This window comes from Enterobacter sp. CM29 (assembly GCF_013179605.1).
GTDB classification, from domain to species: domain Bacteria; phylum Pseudomonadota; class Gammaproteobacteria; order Enterobacterales; family Enterobacteriaceae; genus Enterobacter; species Enterobacter intestinihominis.
The window spans coordinates 1-25,526 of the sequence record NZ_JABMCU010000041.1; the positions used below are offsets into that span (position 1 = coordinate 1).

General features: G+C 58.2%; 18 protein-coding genes. 15 read left to right on the top strand and 3 right to left on the bottom strand.

Annotation, left to right across the window (positions count from 1 at the left end):
* On the top strand, positions 1 to 2,774 hold a 2,774-nt coding region (locus tag HP459_RS07560), incomplete at its 5' end, for a diguanylate cyclase (RefSeq protein ID WP_171936078.1).
* Here the strand turns inward: HP459_RS07560 and alkA are convergent.
* A complete protein-coding gene (alkA, locus tag HP459_RS07565) occupies positions 2,739 to 3,611 on the bottom strand; it encodes a DNA-3-methyladenine glycosylase 2 (RefSeq protein ID WP_048965646.1) in 873 nt (290 codons plus the stop codon). The two genes, HP459_RS07560 and alkA, sit on opposite strands and share 36 nt — an antisense overlap.
* Positions 3,612 to 3,741: 130 nt before the next feature.
* Here alkA and yegD point away from each other — a divergent pair, with 130 nt between their 5' ends.
* The 11 genes from yegD (at position 3,742) to yegS (ending at position 20,870) form a co-directional block, all read left to right on the top strand.
* Positions 3,742 to 5,094 carry a molecular chaperone gene (gene yegD, locus HP459_RS07570; protein WP_171936079.1) on the top strand — a complete coding sequence of 451 codons (1,353 nt, stop codon included), beginning with the start codon at positions 3,742 to 3,744 and terminating at the stop codon, positions 5,092 to 5,094.
* A gap of 209 nt (positions 5,095 to 5,303) precedes the next feature.
* Positions 5,304 to 6,506, top strand: a complete 1,203-nt coding sequence (locus tag HP459_RS07575; protein WP_171936080.1) for an MdtA/MuxA family multidrug efflux RND transporter periplasmic adaptor subunit — start codon at positions 5,304 to 5,306, stop codon at positions 6,504 to 6,506.
* A complete protein-coding gene (locus HP459_RS07580) occupies positions 6,506 to 9,628 on the top strand; it encodes an MdtB/MuxB family multidrug efflux RND transporter permease subunit (protein ID WP_171936081.1) in 3,123 nt (1,040 codons plus the stop codon). The genes HP459_RS07575 and HP459_RS07580 overlap by 1 nt, the downstream gene beginning before the upstream one ends.
* Entirely contained in the window at positions 9,629 to 12,706 is a 3,078-nt protein-coding gene (mdtC, locus tag HP459_RS07585) for a multidrug efflux RND transporter permease subunit MdtC (protein WP_022648648.1), read from the top strand.
* The gene (locus HP459_RS07590) at positions 12,707 to 14,122 is read left to right on the top strand and encodes an MFS transporter (protein WP_171936082.1); all 1,416 of its coding nucleotides are present in this window, start codon (positions 12,707 to 12,709) and stop codon (positions 14,120 to 14,122) included.
* On the top strand, positions 14,119 to 15,522 hold the full coding sequence (gene baeS / locus HP459_RS07595; RefSeq protein WP_022648650.1) for a two-component system sensor histidine kinase BaeS: 1,404 nt from the start codon (positions 14,119 to 14,121) through the stop codon (positions 15,520 to 15,522). The genes HP459_RS07590 and baeS overlap by 4 nt, the downstream gene beginning before the upstream one ends.
* Entirely contained in the window at positions 15,519 to 16,241 is a 723-nt protein-coding gene (gene baeR, locus HP459_RS07600) for a two-component system response regulator BaeR (RefSeq protein ID WP_015572364.1), read from the top strand. The genes baeS and baeR overlap by 4 nt, the downstream gene beginning before the upstream one ends.
* A 209-nt stretch (positions 16,242 to 16,450) precedes the next feature.
* A complete protein-coding gene (yegQ, locus tag HP459_RS07605; protein ID WP_017383261.1) occupies positions 16,451 to 17,812 on the top strand; it encodes a tRNA 5-hydroxyuridine modification protein YegQ in 1,362 nt (453 codons plus the stop codon).
* 409 nt (positions 17,813 to 18,221) lie between these two features.
* Positions 18,222 to 19,187: a hypothetical protein gene (locus HP459_RS23485; RefSeq protein WP_023300559.1), complete on the top strand. Its 966-nt coding sequence runs from the start codon at positions 18,222 to 18,224 to the stop codon at positions 19,185 to 19,187.
* Between the two features lie 7 nt (positions 19,188 to 19,194).
* On the top strand, positions 19,195 to 19,800 hold the full coding sequence (locus HP459_RS07615) for a hypothetical protein (RefSeq protein WP_023306583.1): 606 nt from the start codon (positions 19,195 to 19,197) through the stop codon (positions 19,798 to 19,800).
* 170 nt (positions 19,801 to 19,970) lie between these two features.
* Positions 19,971 to 20,870: a lipid kinase YegS gene (gene yegS / locus HP459_RS07620; RefSeq protein ID WP_171936083.1), complete on the top strand. Its 900-nt coding sequence runs from the start codon at positions 19,971 to 19,973 to the stop codon at positions 20,868 to 20,870.
* Between the two features lie 88 nt (positions 20,871 to 20,958).
* On the opposite strand, the gene fbaB is transcribed toward yegS, so the two are convergent.
* Complete coding sequence (fbaB, locus tag HP459_RS07625) at positions 20,959 to 22,011, bottom strand: class I fructose-bisphosphate aldolase (protein WP_022648654.1); 1,053 nt, start codon at positions 22,009 to 22,011, stop codon at positions 20,959 to 20,961.
* Between the two features lie 248 nt (positions 22,012 to 22,259).
* Here fbaB and HP459_RS07630 point away from each other — a divergent pair, with 248 nt between their 5' ends.
* From HP459_RS07630 to HP459_RS07640, 3 genes are read left to right on the top strand one after another with little or no spacing between them, the layout of a single operon-like run.
* Positions 22,260 to 23,537 (top strand): nucleoside permease, encoded by a 1,278-nt coding sequence (locus tag HP459_RS07630; protein WP_022648655.1) that lies wholly within the window; start codon positions 22,260 to 22,262, stop codon positions 23,535 to 23,537.
* Entirely contained in the window at positions 23,534 to 24,538 is a 1,005-nt protein-coding gene (locus HP459_RS07635; protein WP_023300562.1) for an ADP-ribosylglycohydrolase family protein, read from the top strand. The genes HP459_RS07630 and HP459_RS07635 overlap by 4 nt, the downstream gene beginning before the upstream one ends.
* Complete coding sequence (locus HP459_RS07640; protein WP_155025716.1) at positions 24,535 to 25,488, top strand: PfkB family carbohydrate kinase; 954 nt, start codon at positions 24,535 to 24,537, stop codon at positions 25,486 to 25,488. Before HP459_RS07635 ends, HP459_RS07640 begins: the two co-directional genes overlap by 4 nt.
* On the opposite strand, the gene HP459_RS23490 is transcribed toward HP459_RS07640, so the two are convergent.
* A partial coding sequence (locus tag HP459_RS23490; RefSeq protein ID WP_253939627.1) for a hypothetical protein occupies positions 25,462 to 25,526 on the bottom strand: 65 nt, incomplete at its 5' end. The two genes, HP459_RS07640 and HP459_RS23490, sit on opposite strands and share 27 nt — an antisense overlap.

Below are 25,526 nucleotides of genomic sequence, written 5' to 3' on the forward strand. Positions count from 1 at the left end.
GCAACCCGAGACTGCTGCTGGAAACGCTGGTGACCCTGGTCGTTACGCTGGTTCTTAGCTGGACGGCAATCACCTGGCTGCCGTGGCCGTTCACCTGCATCATCGTTTTGCTGATGTGGAGCGCGGTACGCCTGCCGCGAATGGAAGCATTCCTGATTTTTTTATTCACCATCATGATGGTGTCCTTGATGATGGCGCGAAACCCGCCCTCCATGACACCTTCAAACATGATGGTGACCTTCAACGCGCCATGGCTTCCCTTCCTGATGATGCTGCTCCCCGCCAACATTATGACGATGGTGATGTATGCCTTCCGGGCCGAGCGTAAACATATTACTGAAAGCGAAGAACGTTTTCGTAATGCGATGGAATATTCCGCGATTGGTATGGCGCTGGTGGGCATTGAGGGCCAGTGGCTTCAGGCCAACAAGGCGCTGTGCAATTTCCTCGGTTACAGTCAGTCTGAGCTTCAGTCGCTCACGTTCCAGCAGTTAACCTGGCCGGAAGATTTAAATACCGACCTGGAGCAGTTGCAACAGCTGATTAACGGGGAGATCAACAGCTACAGCCTCGAAAAACGCTACTACACCCGCAGCGGCGAAGTGGTGTGGGCGCTGCTGGCCGTTTCCGTTGTGCGCCATGCAGACGGCACGCCGCTCTACTTTATTGCCCAGATTGAAGACATCAACGACCTGAAACAGACCGAGTGGGTGAATAAGCGTCTGATGGAGCGTATCACCCTCGCGAACGAAGCCGGCGGCATCGGGATCTGGGAGTGGGATCTCGAGCCGGACGTGATCAGCTGGGATAAACGGATGTTTGAGCTGTACGAGATCCCCCCGCACATTAAACCTACCTGGCAGCTCTGGCATGCGGCCATGGTGCCTGAAGATCGTGCGCACGCCGAACAGGTACTGCGTGAGTCACTCCAGGCCAGGGTGCCTTTCAAGCTGGAATTTCGCATTCGCGTCAAGGATGGCATTCGCCACATTCGTTCGCTGGCGAACCGGGTGCTGAACAAACAGGGCGAAGTGGAGCGGCTGTTAGGGATCAACATGGATATGACCGAGGTGAAGCAGTTGAACGAGGCGCTGTTCCAGGAAAAAGAGCGCCTGCATATCACCCTCGACTCCATCGGCGAAGCGGTGCTGTGCACCGATATCGACATGAACATCACCTTTATGAACCCGGTCGCAGAGAAGATGAGCGGCTGGTCGCAAAGCGAAGCGCTGGGTCAGCCCGTTCTGAAGGTGCTGCACATTACCTTCGGCGAGAACGGCCCGTTAATGGAAAACATCCACAGCGGCGATATGTCCCGTACCGATATCGAACAGGATGTGGTGCTTAACTGCCGGAATGGCGGCAGTTTCGACATTCATTACAGCATTACCCCGCTCAGCACCCTGGAGGGGCACGCTATCGGCTCGGTGCTGGTGATTCAGGATGTCACCGAGTCGCGCAAAATGCTGCGCCAGCTGAGCTACAGCGCTTCCCATGACGCCCTTACCCACCTGGCGAACCGCGTCAGTTTTGAAAACCATCTTAAGCGCCTGTTGCAGACGGTACAGGAGACCCATCAGCGTCACGCGCTGGTCTTTATCGATCTTGACCGTTTTAAGGCGGTGAACGATACCGCAGGCCACGCGGCGGGCGACGCGCTCCTGCGCGAACTCTCTTCGCTGATGCTGACCATGCTGCGCTCCAGCGACGTGCTGGCGCGTCTGGGCGGCGACGAGTTTGGCCTGCTGCTGCCGGACTGCAACGTCGAAAGCGCACGCTATATTGCGGGCCGGTTGATCGACGCCATCAACAACTATCATTTTTCCTGGGAAGGACGCCTGCACCGCATCGGCGCCAGCGCGGGGATCACGTTGATTGACGACGCTAATTATCAGACAGCGGAAGTGATGTCTCAGGCCGATATCGCCTGTTACGCCTCGAAAAACAGCGGGCGCGGTGTGGTCACCGTCTATGAACCCCAGCAGGAGCGGATCCACAGCACGCGCAGCATGATGTCGCTGGATGAGCAGTGGCACATGATCAAAGATAATCATCTGCTGATGATCGCCCGCAGCGTCGCCTCACCGCGCATTCCCGAGAGCAGTAGCTTCTGGCTGATTTCCCTGCGGTTGTGGACCAGCCAGGGGGAAGTGCTGGAAGAGCATGCCTTCCGCGCCGGGCTGGCGGAGCCGGAGCTGCTGCACGCCCTTGACCGACGTATATTCAGCGAATTTTTCCGTACCTATGCCGCACAGGTGGCGGCCAAAGGGATGGGCGTCGCGCTGCCGCTCTCAGAAGCGGGTTTAGCCAGCGTCACGCTGGTGGATGAGCTGCTCGACCTGATCACCAGAGGTCCGCTGCCGGCGCGGCTGCTGCATCTGGCGATCGCCGTTGATGTGCTGAGCAATACGGATGAAAACGTGCAGCAGGGTCTGCAAAAGCTTCGTCAGGCTGGCTGTCGCGTGGTGCTGACCCGGGTTGGACGCGATATGAACGTCTTCAGCCAGCTCAGCGCCAACACCGCTGATTATCTGCTGCTGGATGCAGACGTGGTGACCAACGTCCACGGCAATCTGATGGATGAGATGATGGTGACCATCATTCAGGGCCACGCCCAGCGTCTGGGCATAAAAACCATTGCCGGGCCATGCCATCAGTCGATCATGATGAATACGCTGTCGGGCATCGGCATTGACTTTATTTACGGCGACACCATCGGGGAAGCGCAGCCGCTCGATCTACTGCTGAATACCAGCTATTTCGCCATCAACTGACGGCGACCAGCCGTCGGTGTACCAGATATGTAACAGCGCATACGAGCGCCACGGCTGCCAGCGCTCGGCATAGCGACGGATCTGCGCGGGCGTCATACCGGCAAAGCGCTGTTTAATGAGATAATCATCCGGCAGGAAAACATCCTTCGCCTGCCAGCCGCGCAAGGCCAGATAATTAGCGGTCCAGCGCCCGATGCCGGGGCGCTGCTGTAGCGCCTTCATCCCGGCCTCGACGTTCGCAGGCGGGAACAGCGGGAATTCACCGTCCACCACCGACTGCGCCAGATGAATCAACGACTCCGCACGCTTGAGCGGCATCCCAAGGGCTTTCAACGCCAGCGGATCCACCGCGGCCAGTACCTCTGGCGGAGGAAAACAGAGGTAGCCCGGCGCGTCCTGGATGGGTTCACCGCACAGCGCCACCACTCTTGACGCCAGTTTTGCCGCCATCGCCACGCTCACCAGTTGCCCGAGAATGGCGCGCACGCCCTGCTCGTAGGCATCCATCGCGCCCGGCAAACGTAACCCCGGCCGCGCCGCGCCGAGGTCGCCCAGGGTCTGCGCAATTCTTAGCGGGTCGCAATCAAGATCGAACAGGCGGGCAATGCGGTCCAGGCAAATATCCGCCACCGGGATCAGGCCAGGGCTGAGCGACACCGCCAGCGTATGGGTTGCGCTGTCTGGCACAACCCGAAATATGCCCTGATGCCCCGCATAGCCAAAACTGCGTTCGTAGTAATACTCCGTAACGGTCTCAACCCCTGTTACCGCACGCGCGGCAAAAAAGCCAAACATCCACTGCCAGTCGTAGGGCGGTTGCCAGTTCAGGGTGAACATCGTATCTCCTTTTGTATTTACCTCAGCATAAACCGAAAGATCGCGTTGCGCCTTGCTTTCATATTCCTGTTGTCGCCTGGCAGACATTTCGCTAAAGTCTCGCCCCTTCTCACCGGCATGGGGATTTATTGTGTTTATTGGATTCGACTACGGCACCGCAAACTGCTCGGTTGCGATAATGCAAAACGGACAACCGCAGCTCCTGAAAATGGAAAACGGCAGTACGCTGTTGCCGTCAATGCTCTGTGCGCCCACGCGTGAAGCGGTGAGCGAGTGGCTGTTCCGCCATCATCAGGTTCCGGCCACGGCGGCGGAAACCCAGGCGCTGCTGCGCCGTGCGGTCAGCTTTAACCGCGAGGAAGATATCGACGTTACCCCTTCCAGCGTGCAGTTCGGCCTCTCTTCCCTCGGGCAGTACATTGAAGACCCGGAAGAGGTCTACTTCGTTAAATCGCCGAAATCCTTCCTTGGCGCCAGCGGACTGAAGCCACAGCAGGTGGCGATGTTTGAAGATCTGGTCTGCGCGATGATGCTGCACATCCGCAATCAGGCGCAGTCGCAGGTGCCGGATGCCATCACCCAGGCGGTGATTGGCCGTCCGATCAACTTCCAGGGGCTGGGCGGCGACGAAGCCAACCAACAGGCGCAGGGGATCCTTGAGCGTGCAGCGCACCGGGCTGGCTTCCGTGACGTGGTGTTCCAGTATGAGCCGGTTGCGGCGGGGCTGGATTTTGAAGCCACGCTGACGGAAGAGAAACGGGTGCTGGTGGTGGACATCGGCGGTGGTACGACGGACTGTTCATTACTGCTGATGGGTCCGCAGTGGCATAATCGTCGCGATCGTGAAAACAGCCTGCTGGGGCACAGCGGCTGCCGCGTGGGCGGTAACGATCTGGATATCGCCCTGGCATTCAAGAGCCTGATGCCGCTGCTCGGCATGGGCGGTCAAACCGAGAAAGGCATCGCCCTGCCGATCCTGCCATGGTGGAATGCGATTGCCATCAACGACGTCCCTGCCCAGAGTGATTTTTACAGCACCGCGAATGGGCGTTTCCTTAACGATCTGGTGCGTGATGCGCAGGATGCAGAGAAGGTCGCGCTGCTGTATAAGGTGTGGCGTCAGCGTCTGAGCTACCGGGTGGTGCGCACCGCCGAAGAGAGCAAAATCGCCCTTTCCGATCGTCCTGAGCATGCGGTTACGCTGCCGTTTATCAGTGACGATCTGGCTACGGCTATCACCCAGGAAGGGCTGGAAATGGCGCTGGCTCAGCCGCTACAGCGTATTCTGGAGCAGGTGCAGCTGGCGCTTGAGAATGGCAAAGAGAAACCGGACGTGATTTACCTGACCGGCGGTAGCGCCCGTTCACCGCTGATCAAGAAAGCGCTGGCGGAACAGCTGCCGGGGATCCCGATTGCCGGCGGCGATGACTTTGGCTCCGTTACGGCAGGGCTGGCGCGCTGGGCGCAGGTGGTGTTTAGCTAATGGAGTTGTGCCGGGTGGCGCTGCGCTTACCCGGCCTACGGTTCGAGGATCTTGTAGGCCGGGTAAGGCGAAGCCGCCACCCGGCGAAACAACGCACCACACTCAGACCATTCCTGACAGTCTTCCATATTTCCTCCATTTTTCCGCTGTGTTACCTGACTAAACTAGTATCATTCCCCGAAAGTGTTTCAGGACGAGAACGTATAACGATGAAAGGCAGTAACAAATCCCGCTGGGCAATCGCCGTTGGTCTGATTGTGGTGGTCCTGGCCGCCGCCTGGTACTGGCACAGCCAGTCCGCGAACTCCACGGCACCTGCTGGCGCCAATAGCCCCTCACAACGTCCAACGGGCGGCGGGCGCCACGGTATTCGCGGCGCGGCGCTGGCACCGGTGCAGGCGGCAACGGCGGTGAATAAAGCGGTGCCTCGTTATCTCTCCGGGCTGGGAACCATTACCGCCGCCAACACCGTGACGGTACGTAGCCGCGTGGACGGTCAGCTGATGGCCATCCACTTCCAGGAAGGCCAGCAGGTGAAAGCCGGCGATCTGCTGGCGGAAATCGACCCAAGCCAGTTTAAGGTGGCCCTGGCGCAGGCGCAGGGGCAGCTCGCGAAAGACAAAGCCACCCTCGCCAATGCCCGCCGCGATTTAGCCCGCTATCAGCAGCTGGTAAAAACCAACCTCGTGTCGCGCCAGGAGCTGGATACCCAGCAGTCTCTGGTCAGTGAATCTCAGGGCACCATCAAGGCCGACGAAGCCGCGGTCGCCAGCGCCCAGCTCCAGCTCGACTGGAGCCGGATCACCGCGCCGATTGACGGCCGCGTGGGCCTGAAACAGGTTGATATCGGCAACCAAATCTCCAGCGGCGATACCACGGGCATCGTGGTGATCATCCAGACGCACCCTATCGATCTCGTCTTTACCCTGCCGGAAAGCGACATTGCGACGGTGATACAGGCGCAGAAGGCCGGAAAAGCGCTGGTGGTTGAAGCCTGGGATCGCACCAACAAGCAGAAGCTGAGCGAAGGTTCGCTGTTGAGCCTGGATAACCAAATCGATACCACCACCGGCACCATCAAGCTTAAAGCACGCTTCAACAATCAGGACGATGCCCTGTTCCCGAATCAGTTCGTCAATGCGCGAATGCTGGTCGCGACAGAAGAAAACGCCGTGGTGATCCCGACGGCGGCCCTGCAAATGGGCAGTGAAGGCAACTTTGTCTGGGTGCTGAACAGCGAAAACAAGGTCAGCAAACATCTGGTGAAAACCGGGATCCAGGACAGTCAGACGGTGGTGATCAGTGCCGGGCTGTCCGCTGGCGACCGCGTCGTAACCGACGGTATTGACCGTCTGACCGAAGGGGCGCAGGTCGAGGTGGTGGAAGCGCAGAATACAGGAGCAAAAGCCTGATGCAGGTGATGCCGCCGAGCTCTACAGGTGGGCCATCACGCCTGTTTATCTTACGTCCGGTTGCGACGACCCTGTTGATGGTGGCGATCCTGCTGGCCGGGATCATTGGCTACCGTTTTCTGCCCGTGTCGGCGCTGCCGGAAGTGGACTACCCGACCATTCAGGTTGTCACCCTCTATCCGGGCGCCAGTCCGGATGTGCTGACGTCCGCCATCACCGCCCCGCTGGAGCGTCAGTTTGGCCAGATGTCTGGCCTGAAGCAGATGTCCTCCCAGAGCTCAGGCGGCGCCTCGGTCGTCACGCTTCAGTTCCAGCTTACGCTGTCGCTGGACGTCGCCGAGCAGGAGGTGCAGGCCGCGATTAACGCCGCCACTAACCTGCTGCCGTCTGACCTGCCGAATCCACCGGTTTACAGCAAGGTGAACCCGGCAGACCCGCCGATCATGACGCTTGCCGTCACCTCCTCGGCCATGCCGATGACGCAGGTGGAAGACATGGTCGAAACCCGCGTGGCGCAGAAGATTTCGCAGGTGACCGGCGTGGGACTGGTGACGCTGGCGGGCGGTCAACGCCCCGCTGTGCGCGTTAAGCTCAATGCCCAGGCCATTGCCGCGCTGGGGTTAACCAGCGAAACCATTCGCACCGCCATCAGCAGCGCCAACGTTAACTCAGCGAAGGGCTCGCTGGACGGCCCAACCCGTGCGGTCACGCTCTCTGCCAACGACCAGATGCAGTCCGCCGATGAATACCGCCAGCTGATTGTGGCCTATCAAAACGGCGCGCCGATCCGCCTCGGCGACGTGGCAACCGTAGAACAAGGCGCGGAAAACAGCTGGCTCGGGGCGTGGGCCAATAAGCAGCAGGCGATTGTCATGAACGTTCAGCGCCAGCCGGGCGCGAACATTATTGATACCGCCGACAGCATTCGCACCATGCTGCCGCAGCTGGTGGAAAGCCTGCCAAAATCGGTGAGCGTGAAAGTGCTTTCTGACCGCACCACGAATATTCGCGCCTCGGTGTCAGACACCCAGTTCGAGCTGATGCTGGCGATTGCGCTGGTGGTGATGATCATCTACCTGTTCCTGCGCAACGTTCCGGCAACCATCATTCCCGCCGTCGCCGTGCCGCTCTCGCTGGTCGGGACGTTTGCGGTGATGGTGTTCCTCGACTTTTCGATTAATAACCTGACGCTGATGGCGCTCACCATCGCCACCGGGTTCGTGGTGGACGATGCCATCGTGGTCATCGAGAACATCTCGCGCTATATCGAAAAAGGTGAAAAGCCCTTAGCCGCCGCGCTGAAGGGCGCAGGAGAAATTGGCTTTACCATCATCTCGCTCACCTTCTCGCTGATTGCGGTGCTGATCCCGCTACTGTTTATGGGCGATATCGTCGGGCGGCTGTTCCGCGAGTTTGCCGTGACGCTGGCGGTCGCCATTCTGATCTCTGCCGTGGTGTCGCTGACGCTAACGCCGATGATGTGCGCCCGCATGCTGAGCCACGAATCTTTGCGCAAGCAAAACCGCTTCTCGCGCGCCTCCGAGCGGATGTTCGAGCGCATTATCGCCGCCTACGGCCGCGTGCTGGCGAAAGTCCTGAACCATCCCTGGGCGACGCTCGGCGTGGCGCTCGGCACCCTGGCGCTCAGCGTGATGCTGTGGATTTTCATTCCGAAAGGCTTCTTCCCGATTCAGGACAACGGCATTATTCAGGGCACGCTTCAGGCGCCGCAGACGGTCTCCTTCGCCAACATGGCGCAGCGCCAGCAGCAGGTGTCTGAGATCATCATGAAAGATCCGGCGGTGGAAAGCCTGACTGCCTACGTGGGCGTGGATGGCACCAACCCGTCGCTCAACAGCGCGCGCCTGCAAATTAACCTTAAACCGCTTGATGACCGCGACGATCGCGTCAACGCGGTAATTGAGCGCCTGCAAAGCGCGGTGGCGCGCGTGCCGGGCATTGAGCTGTATCTGCAACCGATCCAGGATTTAACCATTGATACGCAGGTGAGCCGCACGCAGTACCAGTTTACGCTCCAGGCCACCTCGCTTGATGCACTCAGCACCTGGGTGCCGCAGCTGGTGGATAAGCTGAAAGCACTGCCGCAGGTTTCTGACGTCAGCAGCGACTGGCAGGATAAAGGGCTGGCGGCGTACGTGAACGTCAACCGCGACACCGCCAGCCGTCTGGGCATTACCATGTCCGACGTGGATAACGCCCTGTATAACGCCTTTGGTCAGCGACTGATCTCCACCATTTACACCCAGGCCAACCAGTATCGCGTGGTGCTGGAACATAACACCGAGAACACGCCCGGGCTTGCCGCGCTGGACTCGATACGCCTGACCAGCAAAGACGGCGGGATTGTGCCGCTCAGCGCCATTGCCAGCGTGGAAGAGCGCCACACCCCGCTGTCGATTAACCATCTCGATCAGTTCCCGTCCACCACCATTTCGTTCAACGTGCCGGACGGGTATTCCCTGGGCGAAGCGGTGGAGGCCATTCTGGGCGCGGAGAAAGAACTCAGCTTCCCGTCCGATATTCAAACCCAGTTCCAGGGCAGTACGCTGGCGTTCCAGGCCGCGCTGGGCAGCACCGTCTGGCTGATTGTCGCGGCGGTGGTGGCGATGTATATCGTGCTTGGCGTGCTGTATGAGAGTTTCATCCACCCGATCACCATCCTCTCCACCCTGCCGACGGCGGGCGTGGGGGCGCTGCTGGCGCTGATGCTGGCGGGGAGCGAACTGGACGTGATTGCGATAATTGGCATCATCCTGCTTATCGGCATCGTGAAGAAAAACGCCATCATGATGATCGACTTTGCGCTGGCCGCCGAGCGCGAGCAGGGTATGGCGCCGCGCGAGGCCATTTACCAGGCCTGTCTGCTGCGTTTTCGCCCGATCCTGATGACCACTCTCGCCGCCCTGCTGGGCGCGCTGCCCCTGATGCTGAGCACCGGCGTGGGGGCCGAACTGCGCCGTCCGCTGGGCATCGGCATGGTCGGCGGTCTGCTGGTGAGCCAGGTGCTGACGCTGTTTACCACGCCGGTTATCTACCTGCTGTTTGACCGTTTGGCCCTGTGGACAAAAAGCCGCTTCCCGAAACGTGAAGAGGAGGCGTAAGTGAAGTTTTTCGCCCTCTTCATTTACCGTCCGGTGGCGACGATTTTACTCTCCGTCGCTATCACCCTGTGCGGCGTGCTCGGCTTCCGGCTGCTGCCGGTGGCCCCGCTACCGCAGGTCGATTTCCCGGTGATCATGGTCAGCGCCTCGCTGCCGGGCGCATCGCCGGAAACCATGGCCTCATCGGTGGCGACGCCGCTTGAGCGATCGCTTGGGCGGATTGCCGGGGTTAACGAGATGACCTCCAGCAGTTCGCTGGGCAGCACGCGCATCATTCTGGAATTTAACTTCGACCGGGATATCAACGGTGCGGCGCGCGACGTGCAGGCTGCGATTAACGCCGCCCAAAGCCTGCTGCCGAGCGGCATGCCGAGCCGTCCAACCTACCGCAAGGCCAACCCGTCCGATGCGCCGATCATGATCCTGACGCTTACGTCAGAGACCTACTCCCAGGGCGAGCTGTACGATTTTGCCTCCACCCAGCTGGCGCAAACCATCGCCCAGATTGACGGCGTGGGCGACGTGGACGTCGGCGGCAGCTCCTTGCCCGCCGTGCGCGTGGGGCTGAATCCGCAGGCGCTGTTTAATCAGGGCGTGTCGCTGGACGACGTGCGATCCGCCATCAGCAACGCCAACGTGCGTAAGCCGCAGGGCGCGATTGAGGACAGCAGCCACCGCTGGCAAATCCAGACCAACGACGAGCTGAAAACCGCCGCCGAGTATCAGCCGTTGATTATTCACTACAACAACGGCGCGGCGGTGCGCCTGAGCGACGTCGCCAGCGTCACCGATTCGGTGCAGGACGTGCGTAACGCCGGGATGACCAATGCCAAACCGGCGATTTTGCTGATGATCCGCAAGCTGCCGGAAGCCAACATCATTCAGACGGTGAACAGCATCCGCGCGCGGCTGCCGGAGCTTCAGGAAACCATTCCGGCGGCCATCGATCTCCAGATTGCGCAGGACCGCTCCCCCACCATCCGCGCCTCGCTTGAAGAGGTAGAGCAAACGCTGATCATCTCCGTCGCGCTGGTAATTCTGGTGGTGTTCCTGTTCCTGCGCTCGGGGCGCGCCACGCTGATCCCGGCGGTAGCGGTCCCGGTATCGCTGATAGGCACCTTTGCCGCCATGTACCTGTGCGGGTTTAGCCTTAACAACCTGTCGCTGATGGCGCTGACGATTGCCACCGGGTTTGTGGTGGATGATGCCATCGTGGTGCTGGAGAATATCTCGCGTCATCTGGAAGCGGGCATGAAGCCGCTCCAGGCGGCGCTTCAGGGGACGCGCGAAGTGGGCTTCACGGTCCTGTCCATGAGCCTGTCGCTGGTGGCGGTGTTCCTGCCGCTGCTGCTGATGGGCGGCCTGCCGGGGCGACTGCTGCGCGAATTTGCCGTCACGCTCTCCGTCGCCATTGGTATCTCACTGGTGATTTCGCTGACGCTAACGCCGATGATGTGCGGCTGGATGCTAAAGCGCAGCCAACCACACTCACAGCCGCGCAGGAAAGGCTTTGGCCACGTCCTGATGGCGATGCAGTCCGGCTACGGCAAATCGCTGAAATGGGTGCTGAACCACACGCGTATTGTCGGGCTGGTGCTTATCGCCACCATCGGGCTCAACGTCTGGATGTATATCACCATCCCGAAAACCTTCTTCCCGGAGCAGGATACCGGCGTGCTGATGGGCGGTATTCAGGCAGACCAGAGCATTTCGTTCCAGGCGATGCGCGGCAAGCTTCAGGACTTTATGAAAATCATCCGGGAAGATCCGGCCGTAGACAACGTTACCGGCTTTACCGGCGGCTCGCGCGTTAACAGCGGGATGATGTTTATTACCCTTAAGCCGCGCGGTGAACGTCACGAAACGGCGCAGCAGATCATTGACCGCTTGCGGGTGAAGCTCGCCAAAGAGCCGGGGGCGAACCTGTTTTTGATGGCCGTTCAGGATATCCGCGTCGGCGGACGACAGGCTAACGCCAGCTATCAGTACACCCTGCTCTCGGATGACTTAGCCGCCCTGCGCGAGTGGGAGCCGAAGATCCGTAAAGCGCTGGCCGCGCTGCCGCAGCTGGCGGACGTGAACTCCGACAGCCAGAACAACGGCGCGGAGATGGCGCTCACCTACGATCGTGAAACTATGGCCCGCCTGGGCATTAACGTGGAGGCGGCCAACAGCCTGCTTAACAACGCCTTCGGGCAGCGTGAAGTCTCCACCATCTATCAGCCGATGAACCAGTACAAGGTGGTAATGGAAGTTGATCCGCGCTACACCCAGGACATCAGCGCGCTGGACAAGATGTTTGTGATCAATGATGACGGCAAGGCGATCCCGCTGTCGTACTTCGCCAGCTGGCAGCCGTCGAACGCGCCGCTGTCGGTGAACCACCAGGGGCTTTCCGCCGCCTCGACCGTGTCTTTTAACCTGCCAACCGGCTCGTCGCTGTCTGAGGCCAGTGACGCCATCAACCGCGCCATGACCCAGCTTGGGGTGCCCTCCTCCGTGCGCGGCAGCTTTGCCGGTACGGCGCAGGTGTTCCAGGACACCATGAACTCGCAGGTCATATTGATCCTGGCGGCCATTGCCACGGTTTATATCGTGCTGGGCGTGCTGTACGAAAGCTACGTGCACCCGTTGACCATTCTCTCCACGCTTCCCTCTGCGGGCGTGGGGGCGCTGCTGGCGCTGGAGCTGTTCGGTGCTCCATTCAGCCTCATCGCGCTCATTGGGATCATGCTATTAATAGGTATTGTGAAGAAAAACGCGATAATGATGGTTGACTTTGCCCTGGACGCCCAGCGCAACGGCAACCTGACGCCGGACGAGGCGATATTCCAGGCCTGTCTGCTGCGTTTTCGCCCGATCATGATGACTACGCTGGCCGCGCTGTTCGGCGCACTGCCGCTGGTCATATCCGGCGGTGACGGCTCTGAACTGCGCCAGCCGCTGGGGATCACGATCGTTGGCGGCCTGGTGATGAGCCAGCTGCTGACGCTCTACACCACGCCGGTAGTCTATCTGTTCTTTGACCGCCTGCGGCTGCGTTTTTCGCGTAAAAAGAGAACCACGGTGACCGAGTAAATGACCGACCTACCCAGTAACGTTCGCTGGCAATTGTGGATCGTCGCGTTCGGCTTCTTTATGCAGTCGCTGGACACGACCATCGTGAACACAGCCCTCCCCTCAATGGCGAAAAGCCTGGGGGAGAGCCCGCTGCACATGCATATGGTGATTGTCGCCTACGTGCTGACGGTCGCCGTGATGCTGCCCGCCAGCGGCTGGCTGGCGGATAAAGTCGGCGTACGGAACATCTTCTTCACCGCCATTGTGCTGTTTACCACCGGCTCGCTGTTTTGCGCCCAGGCCAATACCCTCGACCAGTTGGTGATGGCGCGCGTGCTACAGGGCGTCGGCGGTGCGATGATGGTGCCCGTCGGGCGGTTAACGGTGATGAAAATTGTTCCGCGCGCGCAGTATATGGCGGCGATGACCTTCGTCACCCTGCCCGGTCAGGTCGGCCCGCTGCTGGGCCCGGCGCTGGGCGGTATTCTGGTGGAGTATGCCTCCTGGCACTGGATCTTCCTGATCAACCTGCCGGTCGGTATTATCGGCGCGATTGCCACCCTGACACTGATGCCGAACTATAAAATGCAGACCCGGCGCTTTGATTTCTTTGGCTTCATCCTGCTGGCAGCTGGCATGGCGACGCTCACCCTGGCGCTCGACGGGCAAAAAGGGCTGGGGATCTCCTCCCTGTCGCTCGCCCTGCTGGTAGCGCTGGGTGTCACCGCCATTCTCTGGTATCTGTGGCATGCCAGAGGCAACGCTAACGCGCTGTTTAGCCTGAACCTGTTCAAGAATCCCACCTACCGTCTTGGTCTGTTCGGCAGCTTTGCCGGACGCATCGGCAGCGGCATGTTGCCGTTTATGACGCCGGTATTTTTACAGATTGGGATGGGCTTCTCGCCGTTCCATGCCGGGCTGATGATGATCCCGATGGTGCTCGGCAGCATGGGGATGAAGCGTATTGTGGTGCAGGTGGTAAACCGCTTTGGCTATCGCCGGGTGCTGGTGGCCGCCACGCTCGGGCTGGCGCTGGTTAGTCTGCTGTTTATGACCGTGGCGCTGCTGGGCTGGTACTACATCCTGCCGCTGGTGCTGTTCTGCCAGGGGATCATCAACTCCATGCGCTTCTCGTCGATGAACACCCTGACGCTGAAAGATCTGTCGGACGAACTGGCGAGCAGTGGTAACAGCCTGCTGTCGATGATCATGCAGCTCTCCATGAGCGTGGGGGTCACGGTCGCCGGATTGCTGCTCGGCATGTACGGTCAGCACCATCTCAGCGCCGACACCCCCGTCGCGCATCAGGTCTTTTTATACACCTACCTCAGCATGGCGGTAATTATCGCCCTGCCCGCTTTTATCTTTGCCAGAGTACCGAATGACACGACCAAAAACGTTGTGATCCGACGCGGCAAAAGGAGTGCACCATGAAATTCTGGCGTCCGGGGATCACCGGTAAGCTTTTTGTAGCGATTTTCGCCACCTGTATCGTCCTGCTGATTACCATGCACTGGGCGGTGCGGGTCAGCTTTGAGCGCGGCTTTATTGACTACATCAAGCACGGTAACGAACAGCGTTTACAGGGCTTAAGCGACGCGCTGGGGGAACAGTATAGCCTGCACGGTAACTGGCGTTTTCTGCGCAATAACGATCGTTTTATATTTCAAATTCTGCGCTCGCTGGAGCACGATAATGACGACGACCGTCCGGGGCCGGGCATGCCGCCGCACGGCTGGCGCACCCAGTTCTGGGTGATTGATCAGGAGATGCGCGTGCTCGTTGGCCCACGCTCGCCGGTACCGCCGGACGGTACAAAGCGCGCCATCACCTCGAACGGCGCCACGGTGGGCTGGGTTATTGCCTCGCCGGTCGAGCGGCTGACGCGCAACACCGACATCAACTTTGATCGCCAGCAGCGCCAGACCAGTTGGCTGATTGTCGCGCTTTCTACCCTGCTTGCGGCGCTCGCCACCTTCCCGCTGGCGCGCGGCCTGCTGGCGCCGGTTAAACGCCTGGTGGAAGGCACGCATAAGCTGGCGGCGGGTGATTTCTCGACCCGCGTGGACACCCGCAGTCAGGATGAACTGGGCAAGCTGGCGCAGGACTTCAACCAGCTCGCCAGCACGCTGGAGAAAAACCAGCAGATGCGCCGCGACTTTATGGCCGACATTTCGCACGAGCTGCGCACCCCACTGGCGGTGCTGCGCGGCGAGCTGGAGGCGATTCAGGACGGCTTGCGGCAGTTCACCCCCGAATCCGTGGCCTCGCTACAGGCGGAAGTCGGTACGCTGACCAAGCTGGTGGACGATCTGCATCAGCTTTCCATGTCCGATGAAGGCGCCCTGGCCTACCAGAAAGCCCCAATCGACGTGATCAATATCCTTGAAGTCGTGACCGGCGCGTTCCGCGAACGCTTCGCCAGCCGTGACCTGAAAATCAACCTCTCGCTGCCTGACAGCGCGGTGGTATTCGGTGACAGAGATCGCCTGATGCAGCTGTTCAATAATCTGCTGGAGAACAGCCTCCGCTACACCGACGGCGGCGGCGGGTTGCATATCTCCGGCAAGCAGGAAAACGGGCGCTTTGCCCTGACCTTTGCGGACTCCGCCCCTGGCGTGAAGGATGCGCAGCTGGAAAAACTGTTCGAGCGCTTCTATCGCACCGAAGGTTCGCGTAACCGCGCCAGCGGGGGCTCCGGCCTTGGGCTGGCGATTTGCGTAAACATTGTGGAGGCGCATGGTGGCACCATCCGCGCCGCCCATTCGCCTTTTGGCGGGGTTAGCATTACAGTAGAGTTACCTCTGGAACGGGATTTATCGAGGGAAGCATGACCGAGTTACCGATTGACGACAACACACCGCGTATTTTGATCGTGGAAGACGAGCCTAAACTTGGGCAACTGCTGATCGACTATTTACGTGCCGCGAGCTATGCGCCAACGCTTATCAGCCACGGCGACCAGGTGCTGCCCTACGTGCGCCAGACGCCGCCGGATCTGATCCTGCTGGATCTGATGCTGCCGGGTACTGACGGCCTGACCCTGTGCCGGGAAATTCGTCGTTTCTCCGATGTGCCCATCGTGATGGTGACGGCCAAAATCGAAGAGATCGACCGTCTGCTGGGGCTCGAAATCGGCGCTGACGATTACATCTGCAAGCCTTACAGCCCGCGGGAGGTGGTCGCTCGCGTGAAAACCATCCTCCGCCGCTGCAAGCCGCAGCGTGAATTGCAGGTGCTGGATGCACAAAGCCCGCTGATCGTCGACGAAAGCCGCTTCCAGGCGAGCTGGCGCAGCAAACTATTGGATCTCACCCCCGCAGAGTTCCGCCTGCTGAAAACCCTCTCCCACGAGCCGGGAAAAGTGTTTTCCCGCGAGCAGCTGCTCAACCATCTGTATGACGATTACCGCGTGGTGACCGACCGCACCATCGACAGCCACATCAAAAACCTGCGCCGCAAGCTGGAGGCGCTGGACGCCGACCAGTCGTTTATTCGCGCGGTGTACGGCGTGGGGTATCGCTGGGAAGCGGATGCGTGCAGGATTGCCTGACAACATTCTCCCCTCACCCTGCCCTCTCCCCAGGGGGCAGAGGGTGTTTTAGTCCCCTCTCCCCCCTGGGGAGAGGGTTAGGGTGAGGGGTCCGGGCTTTACCTCCCCGCCCCGCAGCGCTACAATGCCCGCCCTTAAAGTGGGGGATCTCCCCTTACCGCTGCACCTGGTGCACGCGGATCTGACCTGTCATCAGAACGAGAACAAACATGTTTAAACCGGAACTCCTTTCCCCGGCGGGAACGCTGCAAAATATGCGTTACGCTTTCGCCTATGGCGCCGACGCCGTCTACGCGGGCCAGCCGCGCTATTCGCTGCGCGTGCGTAACAACGAATTCAACCACGAGAATCTTCAGCTCGGCATCAACGAAGCGCATGCCCTGGGCAAAAAATTCTACGTGGTGGTGAACATCGCGCCGCACAACGCCAAGCTGAAAACATTCATTCGTGACCTGAAGCCGGTCGTGGAGATGGGGCCGGACGCGCTGATCATGTCAGACCCGGGTTTAATCATGCTGGTTCGGGAGAACTTCCCGGAGATGGACATTCACCTCTCGGTGCAGGCTAACGCCGTCAACTGGGCAACGGTGAAATTCTGGAAACAGATGGGGCTGACCCGCGTCATTCTGTCTCGCGAGCTGTCCCTAGAAGAGATCGAAGAGATCCGCACCCAGGTGCCGGATATGGAAATCGAAATCTTCGTCCACGGCGCGCTGTGCATGGCCTACTCCGGCCGCTGCCTGCTCTCTGGCTACATCAACAAGCGTGACCCGAACCAGGGCACCTGCACCAACGCCTGCCGCTGGGAATATAACGTTCAGGAAGGCAAAGAGGATGACATCGGTAACATCGTGCATAAACACGAGCCGATCCCGGTCACCAACGTTGAGCCAACGCTGGGTATCGGCGCGCCTACCGACAGCGTGTTTATGATCGAAGAAGCCAAACGTCCGGGTGAGTACATGACCGCCTTCGAAGACGAGCACGGCACCTACATCATGAACTCGAAGGATCTGCGCGCCATCGCGCACGTGGAGCGTTTAACCCAGATGGGCGTGCACTCCCTGAAAATCGAAGGCCGCACCAAGTCCTATTACTACTGCGCTCGTACCGCGCAGGTGTATCGCAAAGCCATCGACGATGCCGCCGCCGGTAAACCGTTCGACACCAGCCTGCTGGAAACGCTGGAAGGCCTGGCGCATCGCGGTTATACCGAAGGTTTCCTGCGTCGACATACCCACGACGACTACCAGAACTACGAGCATGGCTATTCGATTTCCGAACGCCAGCAGTTTGTAGGCGACTTCACCGGCGAGCGTAAAGGCCCGCTGGCCGCCGTCGCCGTAAAAAACAAATTCACTAAAGGCGACAGCCTGGAGCTGATGACACCGCAGGGCAACATGAACTTCCGCCTGGAGCATCTGGAAAACAAAAAAGGTGAGGCGATTGAGGTCGCACCTGGCGACGGCCATGTGGTCTGGCTGCCGGTTCCTGAAGAAGTAGAGCTGGAGTTTGCGCTGCTGATGCGCAATTTTGAAGGTGAAAATACCCGAAATCCGCACGGCAAATAGTCAATCAACGGGATTTTTTCACGCTGGGATAATTCTTAGAATCGGATCACATACCGCTTCGTTCAATACGGGTATTATCCCCCCGCTGAAAAACATAACCCATAAATGCTAGCTGTACCAGGAACCACCTCCTTAGCCTGCGTAATCTCCCTTACGCGGGCTTATTTTTTTGTTAACTCCTGAAATTTTTCCCCCTGATAAATATGGCGTTGCATTGACCCGGGAAAGGTTTGTGTCAGCATTAGGCGTATCATCTAAGCAAATCGAACGAACAAAGGAGCCTAATCACATTTTTTAATGGATTTGAGAGGGATGAACACTATTCGGAACATTCCTAATTTTAAGTGTTAACAGGACCTTTACTCTTGATTTATTAACAATCAATGCTTCACACGGACGGAGAGATGAAGTGACATTCACAGGACAACTTTCAAAAGATCTTCCAGATTACGAACTCGCACGCAGTCTTGGTCTTGCCTCTGGCGGCGATATAAATTTCACAGCACTTGCAGGTCAACTGGACTGCAGCAGAAATTTTAGCCAGGCCGGGATTATCTACTCAGACGGTACACGTCAGTGGCTAGTACGGCCATCAAGAAGGATTGCGACACCAAACGAAAGCTCGGTTAGTCATGTAGTCATAACCAAAGTAAATGCCTCACAAGTTAACCCCGTTCACGCAACAACGGCTACGATTCAGTCCCCTTCCCTGGCGACTGAAATTGGTTCAACGGCAATTTCCTGCGGAGCCGCAATTCTTACTGTTGTACTTGCGGCAGGGGCCGGTATGGCTATACCTCTCACTGCAGGGTCTTCCGGTGCTATAGCCGCTGTGATTTTAGCAGGTGGTGTAGCAACTGGAATTCAATGTGCAAATGGGCTTGGCCGACTATCGTTGATTGCTATGAATCACGATGACTACGTTGCGTGGATGGACTCCCAGGAGTGGTATACAGCAACCAACACAGCCCTGGATGCGATTTCTCTTGCCGGGGCTGCTGCGGGTTTAAAAAGCGCTGCATTAACATATCGCCTTCTTAACCGTTCATCGTCTGAGAGTTTGCTCTCCTTATTACAAAAAATGAGCCGGGCCGACCGTACGCGATTAACAGAGGAGATTATTCGTATCCGCAATCCCGGCATCTCGAATTCAGGTGTAAAAGCAGCAATGAAGGCAGGCGTGTATCCCAAACGTTATCCGTCAGAAGCGTTGCAGTTGCTCTTACAGCGTGAGTTGCTGAATACCATTTCAAATTCTTCTGCCTTCGTTGGAAGTGCCATCTCAGGAAATATCAGAAATCCACAGAATGTTGCACAAACGGGTAAATACATTTTTGGTTTAATTCAGTCTTTTTCATTTACAGGAAGTTATTGACCCGTCCATGATGAAATACATTAAAGATAGCCTTGCATTAAGTGCTTTGGTTAAAAGTAAAATGGCGACCGATGATCCCAACCAGCTTGAAACATTAAAAGAACAGTTAAAAGATCGGTTCGGCGTTCCTGTGGGCGTCCATATGACAGGAATTCCTTTGGCAGTGAGCACGTTACTGGCTATTTTTTGCTACGCCATGCTGCAAGTGTCCCTCTGGTTGTTGCTGTTTCGCTGGCTCGGCTTACCCGAATTTAAGGTTATGATGGGAGTATTCATTGCAGCGATTGTGTATTGTCTGGTAGTGATGAGCACGATGTTTCTGACTACACGAGGTTCTTTACCTGGATACAAACTGCATATTTTCGTCATTACGCTGACAGGCATAATGAGCATCATTTATTTCATCTGGACGGGGATTTCGCTTTTATTCGGCCCTGTTGAGAACTACACACCGCAAATAACCTCTTTGCTGGGGCTGGGATGTTTCTTTCTGAACATTATGTGGATGAATTCATCGATTTTTTACCGCTCCATTGCGCTAACGCTACATAATCGGGTCTGGCGTAAGCAGCTCAAAATCGAGGCAAGGCCAATGTCACACCTCAAACGTTGACCACAATAGTCAATTGAGCGGCAGTAGTATGCACTGTAAGCGCTACGGGGTTCTTTAGTCGATTTCAAAGCCCTTACGCGGGCTTATTTTTTGCCTTTCATCCTGTTCTTACCCGCTTTTTCCCTCTCTGGGATACACTCTTTCTATAGTTAAAAAAGGGAGCAACCCGGATGGCAACCTATCCAGACAGTTTATTAATTCTTAACGGCAAGAGTGCAGGCAACGATCTGCTGCGCCAGGCGATTACCGAATTGCGTGAAGACGGAGCATGCATACACGTGCGGGTAACGTTTGAAAAAGGCGATGCGGCGCGCTACATCGACGAGGGCATCAGGTTAGGTGTTCAGACCATCATTTCCGGCGGCGGCGACGGAACGATCAACGAGATCGCCGGTGCGCTCATTGACCTCAAGGACGCAGCTCGCCCGGCGATGGGGATTTTACCGCTCGGTACCGCCAACGATTTTGCCACCAGCGCCGGTATTCCGGAGGATGTAGGCAAAGCGCTACAGCTGGCCATTCTCGGTAAGGCTACCGCCGTCGATATTGCTCAGGTGAATGAAAAAACCTGCTTTATCAATATGGCGACCGGCGGTTTCGGCACCCGCATTACCAGCGAAACGCCGGAAAAACTGAAGGCCGCGCTGGGCGGCGTTTCGTATCTCATCCATGGTCTGATGCGCATGGACACGCTCAGGCCCGACAGCTGTGAGATCCAAGGTGAAAACTTCCACTGGCAGGGCGACGCGCTGGTGATTGGTATCGGCAACGGGCGGCAGGCGGGGGGCGGTCAGCAGCTTTGCCCGGAAGCATTGATCAACGACGGTCAATTACAGCTGCGTATTTTTACCGGCGACGGGCTGCTGCCTGCGCTGTTTACGACGCTGACGCAGCCAGAGGAGAGCCCCAATATCATCGACGGCACATCCGCGTGGTTTGAGGTGATCGCCCCCCACGGCATGACCTTTAACCTTGACGGAGAGCCGCTCAGCGGCGAGCGATTCCGCATTGAGGTGTTGCCCGGGGCGTTGCAGTGCCGGTTGCCGCCGGACTGTCAGCTTTTGCGCTGATGTGTTGCCGGGTGGCGGCCCTCTTCCCGTATGCACTGAACAGTCCCCTCTCCCCGTTGGGGAGAGGGTTAGGGTGAGGGGAAAAGACTTAAGCGATCGTGACCTTACTGTCCAGATAGACGTCCTGAACCGCGTTGATCAGCTTCACGCCGTCGGCCATAGATTTTTTGAACGCCTTACGGCCGAGGATCAGCCCCATGCCGCCCGCGCGTTTGTTAATCACCGCCGTGCGCACCGCATCGGTCAGGTCGGTTTCACCGCCTGCCGCACCGCCGGAGTTAATCAGCCCGGCGCGGCCCATATAGCAGTTCGCCAGCTGGTAGCGCACCAGATCGATCGGGTTGTCGCTGGTCAGCTTGCTGTAGACGCGGTCGTCGGTATAGCCAAAGTTCACCGCTTTATAGCCGCCGTTATTCTCGGCCATTTTCTGCTTCACGATGTCCGCGCCGATGGTCGCCGCAAGGTGGTTTGCCTGACCGGTCAGATCCGCAGACACGTGGTAATCCACCCCGTCTTTTTTGAACGAGCCGTTACGCAGATAGGCCCACAGCACGGTTACCATGCCCAGCTCGTGGGCGCGCTCGAACGCCGCGGAGATCTCTTCTATCTGACGACGCGACTGTTCAGAACCGAAATAGATGGTTGCCCCGACCGCCACCGCACCCATATTGAACGCCTGCTCGACGCTGGCGTAGAGCGTCTGGTCGTATTCGGTTGGGTAGCTCAGGGTTTCGTTGTGGTTCAGCTTAACGAGGAACGGAATGCGGTGGGCATAGCGACGCGACACGGAGGCCAACACGCCGTAGGTGGAGGCCACGCAGTTACAGCCCGCCTCAATCGCCAGCTCGACGATATTTTTCGGATCAAAATAGAGCGGGTTCGCGGCAAACGATGCCCCCGCAGAGTGTTCAACGCCCTGGTCAACGGGCAGAATAGAGAGGTACCCGGTTCCGCCCAGGCGGCCGGTATTATAAAGCGTCTGCATGTTTCGCAGTACGGCAGGAGGACGGTTGTTGTCGACCATGACGCGGTCTACGTAATCATGGCCAGGCAGATAAAGCTGGTCGGCTGGAATGGTCATACAACGATGCTGTAAAAGGCTGTCGGCGTCTTTGCCAAGCAGCTGCGCAATATCAGTCATAGTGATGCTCCCGTATGTCCGACATGATGTCGGAGCGTGTGATCCAAGCCCACGTTTTTGCAGGCAGACTAAGCCTGGTACCGACTTAACCTATTTTCCACCATTTGCAACTTTTTTAAGCACAATCTGCTGGCTCGTTTCATGTACAACATTTTTGTTACACTGATCAAACAATCGCCTTAAAGGTATTTAAAAGGTATTATCACATGGTATGTTACATGCGTACCTCTGACATGCAGGATTAAAAAATGAAAACGAAAGTCCAACTGTCATTCATGATGTTTGTTGAATGGTTTATCTGGGGCGCGTGGTTTGTGCCGCTGTGGCTGTGGCTGAGCAAAAGCGGGTTTACCGCCGGGGAAATTGGCTGGTCCTATGCCTGTACCGCTATTGCCGCGATCCTCTCTCCTATCCTGGTCGGCTCGCTGACCGACCGTTTCTTCGCCGCTCAGAAAGTGCTGGCCGTGCTGATGTTCGCTGGCGCGATTCTGATGTATTTCGCAGCACAGCAAACCCAGTTCAGCACCTTCTTCCCGCTGTTGCTGGCCTACTCCCTGACCTATATGCCGACCATCGCGCTGACGAACAGCATCGCTTTTGCGAACGTCGATGACGTGGAGGCTGATTTCCCGCGCATCCGCGTGATGGGCACCATCGGCTGGATTGCCTCCGGCCTGGCGTGCGGCTTCCTGCCGCAGATGATGGGCTATAGCGACATCTCTGACACCAATATCCCGCTGCTGATGACCGCTGCCAGCTCCCTTCTGCTCGGCGTCTTCGCACTTTTCCTGCCGAATACCCCGCCGAAGAGCACCGGCAAGCTGGATATCAAAGTGATGCTGGGGCTGGATGCGCTGATCCTGCTGCGCGATAAAAACTTCCTGGTGTTCTTCTTCTGCTCATTCCTGTTCGCCATGCCGCTGGCTTTCTACTACATCTTTGCCAACGGCTATCTCACCGAAGTGGGGATGAAAAACGCCACCGGCTGGATGACCCTCGGCCAGTTCTCTGAAATCTTCTTCATGCTCGCTCTGCCGTTCTTTACCAAACGCTTTGGTATTAAGAAGGTCTTGCTGCTGGGCCTGATCACCGCCGCCATTCGCTACGGCTTCTTTGTTTACGGCGGCGCCGAACAATACTTCACCTACGCCCTGCTGTTCCTCGGCATTCTGCTGCACGGCGTAAGCTATGACTTCTATTACGTCACCGCGTACATCTACGTGGATAAAAAAGCGCCCGTGCATATGCGCAACGCGGCGCAGGGCTTGATCACGCTGTGCTGTCAGGGCTTTGGTAGCCTGCTGGGTTACCGTCTCGGCGGCGTGATGATGGAAAAAATGTTCGCCTATAAAGAGCCGGTGAATGGGCTGACCTTCAACTGGGCCGGAATGTGGACGTTTGGTGCAATCATGATTGTAGTGATTGCCGTGCTGTTTATGCTGTTTTTCCGCGAATCGGATAAAGAGATCACCGCAATTGAGGTGGTTGATGGCGATACCGCGCTGACACGAGGGGAAGTTAAATGAAACAAGACCGTATTCTCGGTGCTCTTTACGGGCAGGCGTTAGGGGATGCGATGGGGATGCCGTCTGAACTGTGGCCGCGCAAGCGGGTGAAAGCGCACTTCGGCTGGATCGACCGTTTCTTACCCGGCCCGGCTGAGAATAATGCCGCCTGCTACTTTAATCAGGCCGAATTTACGGATGATACGTCGATGGCGCTGTGCCTGGCCGACGCGATTATCGAATGCGACGGGGAAATTAATCCTGACGTTATCGGTAAGCATATTCTGGACTGGGCGCTGGATTTTGACGCGTTCAATAAGAATGTGCTCGGCCCGACCTCCAAAATTGCCCTGAACGCCATCCGTGACGGCAAGCCGGTGAGCGAGCTGGAAAATAACGGCGTCACCAACGGGGCGGCGATGCGCGCCTCCCCGCTGGGATGCCTGCTACCGGCCACGCGTCTGGCACATTTTGTTGAACAGGTTGCGTTAGCCTCCAGCCCGACCCATAAATCGGATCTCGCCATCGCCGGTGCGGTGGTGATCGCGTGGGCGGTTTCACGCGCTATCGACGGCGAGCGCTGGCAGAACATCGCCGATGCCCTGCCGGGTATTGCCCGTGCGGCGCAGGAGGCGAACACCACCACTTTCAGCGCATCGCTTTCCGCTCGTATTGAGCTGGCCCTGAAAACCGTGCGCGAAGCCAACGGTACGGAGTCCGCCAGCGAGCAGATCTATCAGCTTATTGGCGCGGGCACGAGCACACTGGAGTCCGTTCCGGCGGCGATTGCGATGGTCGAACTCGCGGGCACCGATCCGAACCGCTGCGCGGTGTTATGCGCTAACCTGGGCGGTGATACTGACACTATCGGCGCGATGGCAACGGCCATCTGTGGCGCGCTGCACGGTGTACAGGCCATTGATCCGGCGCTTAAAAGCGAACTTGATGCCGTAAACCAGCTTGATTTCGGACGCTACTGCGAAAAACTGCTGCACTTCCGGGAGCAAAGGGAGGGCGTATGAGTGCTTTTGCCCGCCGTCTCGAAACCCTTCACGCTACGCGCCCCGTAACGGTGCTCGGCGCGGCGGTCATCGACGTGATTGCCGACGCCTACGCCCTGCCCTGGCGCGGGTGTGATATCGAGCTTAAGCAACAGGGAGTGAATATTGGCGGCTGCGCGCTGAATATCGCCATCGCCCTCAAGCGGCTCGGCATTGCAGCGCAAAACGCGCTTCCCGTTGGCCATGGCGTGTGGGCCGATATTATCCGTAATGCCATGGCGAAGCAGGATCTGCACAGCGCCGTGGAAGCGGAAACGGGCGATAACGGCTGGTGCCTGGCGCTGGTGGAGCCTGATGGTGAACGGACCTTCATGTCGTTTAGCGGTGTGGAGAATCAGTGGCAGCAACGCTGGCTGGATGGGTTGAGCGTGCCGGAGAAAAGCCTGATCTATTTGTCCGGCTACCAGCTGGCGTCGCCCAGCGGCGAGCTGCTGACGGCCTGGGTGGAACGTCTTCAGGTTGTGACGCTCTTTATCGATTTCGGTCCGCGCATCGCGGATATTCCCGACCCGCTGATGGCGCGGATTATGGCCCGTAAACCGGTTGTCTCGCTCAATCGGCAGGAGGCGGAACTTGCCGCCGAATGGCTTGGCGTGAACGTGGAACAGCTCGGCACTCAGTGGCAGCAACGGTTTGGCGCTGCGCTAATCGTACGCCATGATAAAGACGGGGCGGTCTGGTACGACGGTGACGCTTCCGGACACGTTCCGGCGTTTCCTGCTACCGTGGTCGATACCATCGGCGCCGGTGACAGCCATGCGGGAGGTACCCTTGCCGGGCTGGCTGCGGGATGGTCACTGCCAGAGTCGGTGCAGCTTGGCAATGCCGTGGCCGCCTGGGTAGTCAGCCATCGCGGTGGAGACTGCGCCCCCACGCGCGAGGCCCTACTCCTCGCACACAAAGACGTATAGGTCGCTGCGGCAGTAGCTGATGCTGTACTCAATTGGCC

Bases quoted from the DNA above. Each gene is read 5' to 3' on its own strand.
- alkA (WP_048965646.1), bottom strand. From the start codon at position 3,611: ATGTTCACCCTGAACTGGCAACCGCCCTACGACTGGCAGTGGATGTTT.
- HP459_RS07575 (WP_171936080.1), top strand. From the start codon at position 5,304: ATGAAAGGCAGTAACAAATCCCGCTGGGCAATCGCCGTTGGTCTGATT.
- HP459_RS07580 (WP_171936081.1), top strand. From the start codon at position 6,506: ATGCAGGTGATGCCGCCGAGCTCTACAGGTGGGCCATCACGCCTGTTT.
- HP459_RS07590 (WP_171936082.1), top strand. From the start codon at position 12,707: ATGACCGACCTACCCAGTAACGTTCGCTGGCAATTGTGGATCGTCGCG.
- baeS (WP_022648650.1), top strand. From the start codon at position 14,119: ATGAAATTCTGGCGTCCGGGGATCACCGGTAAGCTTTTTGTAGCGATT.
- baeR (WP_015572364.1), top strand. From the start codon at position 15,519: ATGACCGAGTTACCGATTGACGACAACACACCGCGTATTTTGATCGTG.
- yegQ (WP_017383261.1), top strand. From the start codon at position 16,451: ATGTTTAAACCGGAACTCCTTTCCCCGGCGGGAACGCTGCAAAATATG.
- HP459_RS07615 (WP_023306583.1), top strand. From the start codon at position 19,195: ATGATGAAATACATTAAAGATAGCCTTGCATTAAGTGCTTTGGTTAAA.
- yegS (WP_171936083.1), top strand. From the start codon at position 19,971: ATGGCAACCTATCCAGACAGTTTATTAATTCTTAACGGCAAGAGTGCA.
- fbaB (WP_022648654.1), bottom strand. From the start codon at position 22,011: ATGACTGATATTGCGCAGCTGCTTGGCAAAGACGCCGACAGCCTTTTA.
- HP459_RS07630 (WP_022648655.1), top strand. From the start codon at position 22,260: ATGAAAACGAAAGTCCAACTGTCATTCATGATGTTTGTTGAATGGTTT.
- HP459_RS07635 (WP_023300562.1), top strand. From the start codon at position 23,534: ATGAAACAAGACCGTATTCTCGGTGCTCTTTACGGGCAGGCGTTAGGG.
- HP459_RS07640 (WP_155025716.1), top strand. From the start codon at position 24,535: ATGAGTGCTTTTGCCCGCCGTCTCGAAACCCTTCACGCTACGCGCCCC.